The organism is Anaerosporobacter sp. (assembly GCF_031551385.1).
Classification (GTDB): domain Bacteria; phylum Bacillota; class Clostridia; order Lachnospirales; family Lachnospiraceae; genus Anaerosporobacter.
Map to the genome: position 1 here is coordinate 1 of NZ_JAVBNS010000113.1, position 9,323 is coordinate 9,323.

Below are 9,323 nucleotides of genomic sequence, written 5' to 3' on the forward strand. Positions count from 1 at the left end.
TCGCGGAATTCCTCTGGTTTAATTGTCTGCAATTTATTTGGTTGCATAGATAACATCTTTACTAGAATTTCAGCCGATTTCTCAACCGTATGCATCAAACCAAATGTTAAATCAAAATCCTCGCCTGCTGCAAACATTCCATGATGTGCCCAGATTGCAACATCATATTCTTTCATTAATTTACTTGTCGCAACTGCAATATCTCTTCCTCCCGGAACCATCCATGGAACAACACCGATTCCACTAGGGAATACAACAGGACACTCTGTTGCCATTTCCCACAATTCCCTTGTAAATACTTCATCCTTTAGTGGAAGTACAAATGTAAGTGCAATTACATTCGTTGTATGTGCATGGTAGATAACACGATATCTGCCGTCTGTTTCAAGCATCTTCACTTCATGATTCATAAGGTGAGATGGCAATTCAGAAGTTGGTCTTCCTCCATTTACAAGTCCCCATACAATACGATAGTTTTCTCCACTTTCATCTAATTCAATCATGCAGATTGAATCTTCTGGTTTAATAATAACGTTACGAAAATATTTTCCACTTCCCGTCACAAGAAAGTATTCGCCTGCTAATTTCGGTACACTTGTTCCAATTGGTTGCCATTCTCCTGCATTAAAATGCTCTTTTACTAATTCCACTTCTTCTGGTTTCACGCGGTAAGAAAGATTTCCACCATTTCTTTCATGCCAACCTTGCTCCCAACCATCATTCGCCATACGAATAAATCCTTGTACAAATTCTGTGTCTAAAAACTTCATTTTATTCTTCCTCCGTTATTCTAATTTAATTGTAACTATTCAATACGTTTCTAACGTTTTGCTAATACATTCTCTTCATATCGTTGTACTTCTTCAAACCAACTCTTATCACTTGCAACATTACATTGTCTGCAATACTCTGCCCATATATCTCCGAATGGGTATAATCTTAGTTCTTCCTGCATCATCATAAGCTCTGTCAGACGATTCTCTTCTTGAAGTTTTTTAAGCATTTCATTCGGTGTACAAAGTGCATTTAAAAGAGCTTTCTGCCAACTACGGAATCCTACAACCCATGCTGATACACGATTGATACTTGCATCAAAATAATCAAGTGCCATATGCACACGCTCTAACGCTTCACAACGAACAATTTCTTTTGCCATTTCTTTTGTCTCATCATCAAACAGTACAACATGATCACTATCCCAACGTACTGGTCTTGTAATATGAAGTGCAATTTCTGGATAGTAACATAATAATGCTGGAATTTTATCAGAAACAACTTCTGTTGGATGATAATGTCCATTGTCCATCAAAGGAAGACAACCATCATGTGTTGCTGCAAAACTCAATGTGAATTCTGCCGAACCTACTGTATAAGACTCAACACCAATTCCAAATACCTTTGATTCTACACAAGGTTTCACTAGGTTTTTATCAAATGACTCAGACAAAATCTGTTCAATCGAATCTTTATAACGCATTCTTGGTCCGATTCGGTCTGCTGGAATATCCTTGTAACCATCACCAGTCCATATATTCATAACACATGGTACTCCTGTTTCCTTTGCCAAATACTGCGAAATACGAATACACGCTTTTCCATGCTCAATCCAAAACTTTCTAGTCTCTTCATCTGGGCTTGATAACGTAAGCCCATCTTTCACTTTTTCATGTGAGAAGAATGTTGGATTAAAGTCAATTCCCATTCCTCTTTCCTTTGCAAATGTAACCCATTTTGCAAAATGTTTCGGCTCTAACTTATCTCGGTCTGCATATTCACCATCTTCAAATATTGCATAGCAAGCATGTAAATTCAATTTTTTCTTCCCTGGCATTAAACGGATTGCCTCGTCCATATCCTGCATTAATTCTTCTGGCGTTCTTGCCTTTCCTATATAGTTACCAGTTGTTTGGATTCCTCCTGTTAATGGCCCTTCGTGGTCAAATCCTGTTACATCATCGCCTTGCCAGCAATGAAGGGATACTGGAATTTCTGCTAATTTTGCAATTGCTGCATCAGTATCTACGCCGATGCTTTTATATATTTCTTTCGCTGATTCATATCTTTCTTTATTTGTCATGTTTGTTCTCCTTTATTTTTATTGTAACTATTCCAAACTACGTACTTCAGGTTACGACTGTGCACCAAAAACACATATTGACCCGCCAACACACATTACTTGAGGAGATTTTAAAATTGATATCCTCGTCCTAATATACTGAAATCGCAAATGACTCATATATACATTTTCTTGCCCCTTGCAAATCCGTAAGCTCTTCAAACGCAATCAACTGTGTCGTAATATTTCCAATCGCAGTTGCTTCTGTAGGCCCTGCATAGACCTTTTTCCGTGTGAATTTTGCAGTCAGACGATTCAGATATTCTGCATTCGCGCCACCACCAACAATATGAATCCTGTCATAATTTACACCTGTAATATCTTCAATTTCCTTCATCGTATGTGCATAACATATTGCTAAACTGTTATAAACTACTGCTGCAACTTCCGAGATATCTTTTGGTACTTGTTGTCCTGACTCTCTACAAGCATTTTGTACCTCTATTGTCATATTAAAAGGTGCTAGGAAACGCTTATCATTGCAATCGACAATGGATGTAATCGTACTTTTTGATGCCCTATCACAAATCTCACCAAAGCTAAGATTTTCTGCAATTTCTCTCTTTACAGACTGAATCATCCAAAGTCCCATAATGTTTTTCAAATAGCGATAACGGTAATTGTATCCACCTTCATTTGTAAAATTATGTTCTCTACTCACTGGTGAACAATTCGCTTCTAACAACTCCGTTCCCATCAAAGACCATGTCCCTGAACTGATATACAAGTTATGTTCCTGATTACTAGGTACTGCTACAACTGCAGATGCTGTGTCGTGTGTTGCTGGAAGAATCACTTTGCAATCATATCCTATCTCTTGTTGTATCTGCTCAGACAGATTCGAAAGCTCTGTACCTGCCATCTGAATATCCTGAAAAATCTCTTCTGGATAGCCGAGTTTTTTAATCAAATCCCAATTCCATGTTTTCGTCTCTGGACTAACAAGCTGTGTTGTTGTTGCATTCGTATATTCAGTGACTGCCTTACCAGTAAGCAGATAGTGAAAATAATCTGGTATCATAAGCAGTTTCTTTGCTTTTATAAGTTGTTCTGGATGTTTCTTTTTAAGTGCCATCAATTGATAGATTGTATTGAATATCTGCTTTTGAATGCCACTCACTTCATAAAGTCCTTCTTCTGAAATGATTTGATATACTTCTTCATCCATTCCCTCTGTTCGTGTATCTCGATAAGCAACTGCATTTCCCATACGTCTATCTAATTCATCAAGAAGTACAAAATCCACCGCCCAAGTATCAATTCCAACACTTACAGGAATTTTGTTCATCTCCTTACATTTCTTCATTCCTAATTTTATCTCTTCAAACAAGGTATCAATGTCCCAAACAAGCTCTCCATCCTGCTCTATCATACCGTTTGGGAAACGATAGATTTCTTCTAAAACCATTTTGCCACATTCCATATGTGCTAGTATATGACGTCCGCTCGATGCACCTATATCAATTGCCAGATAATAGCGATTCATTGTTGCCCCTCCTTTTCTTACGATGTATTTATTAGGATTCGGGTGTCAAAAGGTTAAGAATAACCTTCCCAATGAATACTAGGTAATATTTATTCATTCATCAAGTTACCTGTACTTGTGTACCAATATAATAGACATGCAAAACTTCAATACTTATCTTGCTTCTTCGCTGCTGTCCTAAAATTAAGAAACGGTAGCGAAACACCTATAGTACTTCTTAGTGTGTATATTCACAGTCTAGGAAGGCGAGGCATGGACGCCGAGCCAGCCTGAGCTGAGGCAGGATGCCGAATCGAAGGCGTTTCCGTAAATTTTCAATAACTGTCCATACACACTTAGAAGTACTTAGGTGTGTAGCGTGTTTCGTATTATAGGACAGCAGCGAAGAAGCTATTAAGACATATCAAAGTTTTGCATTGAAAATGTATCCTACACAAGTACACTAATTACCTACAAATGAATAAATATTTCCTAGTATTCATCCGAAAGAGAAAACAAACCTTTTGACACCTGAATCCTAGATGTATCTATGACATTATTGTAGCCATTTTCTGAGCACAAAAAAAGAACACCTTTTGTTTAAAAAAGTGTCCTTATTTGCCATTCACTCTATATATTCTTGGTGTCACACCAAACCGCTTTTGAAATATTTTATGAAAATAACTGATATTCTCATAGCCTACTGCCATACCCACATCCATTACAGACATCGATGTTGTATTCAGTAGATATGCCGCTTGGTTTAAACGTTTTGTCTGTACTAATTCCGTATAGGTCTTACCTGTTCGTTTCTTTACCTCTTTTGACAACCAGTAGATATCATAATGAAGACTGTCTGCTAATTCTGTTAATTCACCTTCTCGGTAATGTTCCTCAATGTAACTCAAAACTGTAATAACTAACTTCTGTTGTCCACTGCTATCATCGGTTTCCATCTTATCCATATGGTTCATAAGTTGTAGGAATAATAATCCCATCGTAATCTGATTAATGCTGCGCTTATTTGGTTGCTCATTAACAATTGTCCAAATTAGATTTTCAACAAGGTTCTGAATCGTCAGGATATCTGCCACTTTAAAATGCAGATATCCTGATGATTCATTCTCTCCACGCAGACAATCCACAATAAAATCCCTGAGCAGATTTTCCTCTTCCTCCATCATCTTTAACCCATAATCAAAGAATTCCGGAAGAATAATTAAATTAACCGCGATATCATTCTCTCTTGCTGGATAAATCTCCTGTGTTGCCTTTTGATTCAAAAATAAGAGTTCCCCTTGCTGAAGTACAACATGCTCTCCATTTACTACATGATGCGTACTTCCAGAACACATATAAATCACTTCAATATAATTATGCGTATGCTCTGGAAAATGTACAAATCGTGTATGAGTACGCACCTGAATCAATTTTCCTGCCTCTAATAGTTTCTTTGCATCCACAATATTATTCTCAGATGACATATACAATGTTTTCTCAATCTCAGCTTCTCCAGATAATATACGACTTTCCTCTGGTGTGATTTTTTTTAATTCATCTAAAAGAGTTTCTGTCAAGTTTTTCACCGTTCCTTCTCAGCAACTACACCTAGGCGGTATGCTTCTATTAACGTTTTCAAATCTGAAATCTTTTCTTGTATCCGTTTTCCATTGTCAGTATCACCTACTAGAACACGCCTTTTACTTGATTCAACTAGCTCTCTTGTTGATACAATGTCCATCTCTTTCCTAACTGCTATCTCAAAAGATACAAACGGCTCATGTGCTGTCAATATTAATCCATAGGAATTATAGATCAAAGTATAACCAGCAATACCAGTCTGACTCTGATAACTCTTTGCAAATCCTCCGTCAATAACAAGTACTTTGCCATCACATTTTACTGGTTTCTCTCCTGCCTTTTGATGAACAGGAACATGACCATTAATAATATGGTTTCTCTCTCCTTTTAAACCGAATTCCTTCATGATTTTCTCAGCAATCTGCGGCTTATTAATCAATTTAAAATATGAATTCTTAGGCTCTTTCTTTATCTCTTCTTCACTTAAAAAATACCGTTCAAACGTTGCCATCTTGTTTCTTCCATACAGAGGTGAATCTGGTGCATTCCATAGATACCAAAGAATATCACTTCCTCTTTGTTGCTCTGTTTGCTCTAAGGAAAAGAATGCTTTTCTTACATACGATTCTAACTCATCAAACAAGGCTTTTCCACTAAGATATTTACCAAATACATTTACCTCTTTAAAACTGCCATCTTCATTCAAAGGTACACAACCATGGTACAATAGGTTTCCATTAAATACTTTATACAGACTTCCTTTCTTCAATAGCAACTGCATATGACGTTGTAACTTCTCGCAATGTCGAAAAGAATATTCCAGTCTTTTCATAACTTCCTCTTCTTGAGGAGTTAATTTATATGGGTCGTTTGGATCAATCGTTGGGAAATTCATATCATTCATTGCATACTCGTTACCATCAATGCGAATAATCCCTTTCTCGTAATCAATGCACGAGAGCAAGCATCTATTTGTCATACCAAATTCTGCTCTGTCTTGAATCAACTGTCCCTCTAATTTAAACTGAATAACTGTTATAGCTTTATGCATCTTCATTTCTATCTGTGTCTCACGTATACTTGCATTTGGTTTGTCTTTTATCTTAAAACAGGTACAAGGATCTTTATCATAAACTTCCATACTAAATGTTGCAAATGGAAGCAGATTAATTCCGTATCCATCTTCTAGTATATCAAAATTTGCATAACGTAAACAATTTCTTAAAACTGTTGCAATACATGCCATCTGACCAACTGCTGCACCCATCCACAAAACGTCATGATTTCCCCATTGAATATCCAAAGAATGATATCTACACAACTTATCCATAATACGATGTGGAGCTGGCCCACGGTCAAAGATATCTCCTATTACATGCAAATGGTCAATAACAAGTCGTTGAATTAACTCTGCCATAGCTACGATAAATGTCTCCGCTGACCCAATCTCCAGAATTGTATTTACTATCGCTTCGTAATAGGCTTCCTTGTTTGATATCTCTGGTTTTTCTGTAATCAATTCCTCAATAACATATGCATAATCTGCTGGTAATGCCTTACGAACTTTCGACCTCGTATACTTTGACGATACCTTCTTACAAATCTCAATCAAGCGATATAATGTAATTCGGTACCAATTCATCATATCCGCTTCCTCATTTTTTACAAGTTCAATCTTTTCTTTTGGATAATATATCAAAGTTGCTAATGCCGATTTCTCACTTGTTCCTAACGTATGCCCAAACACTTCATCTATCTTCATGCGTATTGCTCCTGAACCATTTCGAAGCACATGGGAAAAAGATTCATACTCCCCATGAATATCCGATAAGAAATGTTCCGTTCCCTTTGGTAGATTCAATATCGATTGAAGATTAATGATTTCCGTTGATGCCTTCCCTATTGTTGGATATATTTCAGATAATTGCTCAAGATAGCGTAATTTTGTTCGATCCACAGTAACATCCTCCCCCTATAACCTTGTATACAGTATGTAATGTACTTATAGCATAACACAATTTTCCGATTCCATCCACCCTATTATGTTACATTTGTCATATCCTAATTATTACTTTTATAATATTTTTCTAATGCTTTTATAACCAAATTCATGACAAATCACACTGGTAGTTCTTACTGAAATTGGTATAATTTTGAGTAGTTAGCACGTTAGTGCACTACATTAAACATTTTAAACGAGTGAGGAGAGTGTATATGAAAATCTTTATAAAATACGTACTTAAAAGTATGACGGAAAAGAAAGGACGGTTCTTACTACTGCTTATTGCAATTGCGATGAGTACGGGGCTTGTCGTAACAAGTTCTGGTTTAATTGATATCATTCTTGATAGCATGTTAAAACCTACACTTGCCTGTTATGAAGAGCAGGACTTAGTAATTGAACCTACAGAAAAAGGGCTATCCTTTTTTGCTTGTGACAACCTAAATGAATCTGGTGTTGAAGCAGATAGCATTCTAAAAGAAATCACTCTTATGGGAATGATAACAGACAACATCGACACCGCTGACGAAACAACACGTTCTATAACGATACGAGCTAGAGAGAGTTCTCAGATTCCACTTGAGCAGTTAACACAAGGTAATCTTGATACATTCAATAATAACTCTTGTATCATATCAGATCGAACTGCTAAAGAGCGAAATTTAAATGTAGGTGACAGCTTTACCATCGTTATCGCGGGTGCTTCAAAGGAATTAACAATCGCAGCAATCTCCGCACCAGACGGTGTTTTCTATAATGATACGGTAAATTCTTTTGCTATGTTTCTTCCCTATTCCTATCTTGCTGAAGAACTCGGCGTAGAAGGGCAATACAACTTTATTACTGCGAAAGCTTTAAATGGTAATGTTGACAAAGCAATCGAATCCTTCCAAGAAGCAAACAAAGATTTTACGATATCAAAACTTTTTGATATGGACAGCATTAAGGATCAACTTTCTAGTTTTAGTAGCATTCTATATGTAATGCTCATTATCGTAGTTACCATGAGCTCTATTATTATCTATAGTACATTCAAACTTATTATAACAGAGCGTTTAACTACGATTGGCACATTTTTAAGTCAAGGGGCTACAACGGGAAAGGTAAAGTTTATCTTACGTTTAGAAAGCTTCTTCTATGGAATCATTGGTGCACTGTTTGGTAGTATTCTCGGAATTATTGCTTTGAATGTTATTACAAGAGCACTGTCTCCTTTGAAAAAATACGGCATCTATGAACACGCAAGTATAAAACCTCAATACCTCATTGCAGGTACAATATTTGCCGTCTTACTATCACTGCTATCTTCCTACTTACCGGTTCGTAAAATTGGTAAATTGCAAGTGAAAGATGTCATTCTTAACGATGTTCGTGTTTCTATGAGTCTAGGATATGGCAAATTTATAATCGGATGTAGTTTCATCGCCGTTTCTTTACTTATATATTGGTTCGGTGGAGACTTTGCTGTTAATGCATCACCAATACTGCTTATTCTTTCCCTTATTGGAACAATACTTGCTTATCCAAAACTAATTGATTTGCTATCAATCGCTTTAAGCAGATTAATCCGCGGAAAGAATAAATCCCTATTCTTTGCAACAAATAACCTTCGTACTTCTAAGATATTACTTAACAATATAACACTTATTGTTATTTCGATTTTGTCTATTCTTGCAATTACTTCTGTTGCAGATAGTGCTATTGATGTTGTCGTAGATGCATATGAGGACATGAATTTTGATATTAGCATCGATAATATCTCAACAATTCGTGAAAATGAAGAGCAAAGTGTAACAGACCAGTTAACAAAACAACTTCTTGATTTAGGTATTAAAGAGGAAGACATAAATTATATTGATTCGCAATATGCAACTCTTTATTTCAGTGATGATATGGAAAAACAAATAGCAGTTCCTTTCGAGGGGATTGAACTTGATTCCTATAGTAACTATAATGCTTACCTAAAACTCGATAGCAATGCCTATGAAAAAGATTTACAAAACTTCAAATCGGATTCTAACGGTATTATTTTAACAACTGCATTAGTAAAAGATACAGATAAGAAAGTCGGCGATACCATTCTTGTTGAATGCAATGGTATCCGAAAAGAACTTACCATTGATGCTATTATCAATGCGAAATTATATAACAATGGATTT

General features: G+C 36.2%; 6 protein-coding genes. 1 reads left to right on the plus strand and 5 read right to left on the minus strand.

Annotated elements, in window-relative coordinates:
* From rhaD to RMR19_RS10325, 5 genes are all read right to left on the minus strand, one after another.
* The coding region (gene rhaD / locus RMR19_RS10305; RefSeq protein ID WP_310603410.1) for a rhamnulose-1-phosphate aldolase at window positions 1-770 on the minus strand (770 nt) is incomplete at its 3' end.
* A gap of 50 nt (window positions 771-820) precedes the next feature.
* Window positions 821-2,077, minus strand: coding sequence for an L-rhamnose isomerase (locus tag RMR19_RS10310; RefSeq protein ID WP_310603411.1), 1,257 nt, complete (start codon window positions 2,075-2,077; stop codon window positions 821-823).
* A gap of 130 nt (window positions 2,078-2,207) precedes the next feature.
* A complete protein-coding gene (rhaB, locus tag RMR19_RS10315) occupies window positions 2,208-3,602 on the minus strand; it encodes a rhamnulokinase (protein WP_310603412.1) in 1,395 nt (464 codons plus the stop codon).
* 593 nt (window positions 3,603-4,195) lie between these two features.
* Window positions 4,196-5,158 (minus strand): AraC family transcriptional regulator, encoded by a 963-nt coding sequence (locus tag RMR19_RS10320; RefSeq protein WP_310603415.1) that lies wholly within the window; start codon window positions 5,156-5,158, stop codon window positions 4,196-4,198.
* 5 nt (window positions 5,159-5,163) lie between these two features.
* Complete coding sequence (locus RMR19_RS10325; RefSeq protein ID WP_310603413.1) at window positions 5,164-7,119, minus strand: fructose-1,6-bisphosphatase; 1,956 nt, start codon at window positions 7,117-7,119, stop codon at window positions 5,164-5,166.
* 257 nt (window positions 7,120-7,376) lie between these two features.
* On the opposite strand from RMR19_RS10325, the gene RMR19_RS10330 reads away from it, so the two are divergent.
* A partial coding sequence (locus tag RMR19_RS10330; protein WP_310603414.1) for an ABC transporter permease occupies window positions 7,377-9,323 on the plus strand: 1,947 nt, incomplete at its 3' end.

Excerpts from the sequence above, each read along its gene's own strand:
- RMR19_RS10310 (WP_310603411.1), bottom strand. The coding sequence starts at position 2,077 with ATGACAAATAAAGAAAGATATGAATCAGCGAAAGAAATATATAAAAGC.
- rhaB (WP_310603412.1), bottom strand. The coding sequence starts at position 3,602 with ATGAATCGCTATTATCTGGCAATTGATATAGGTGCATCGAGCGGACGT.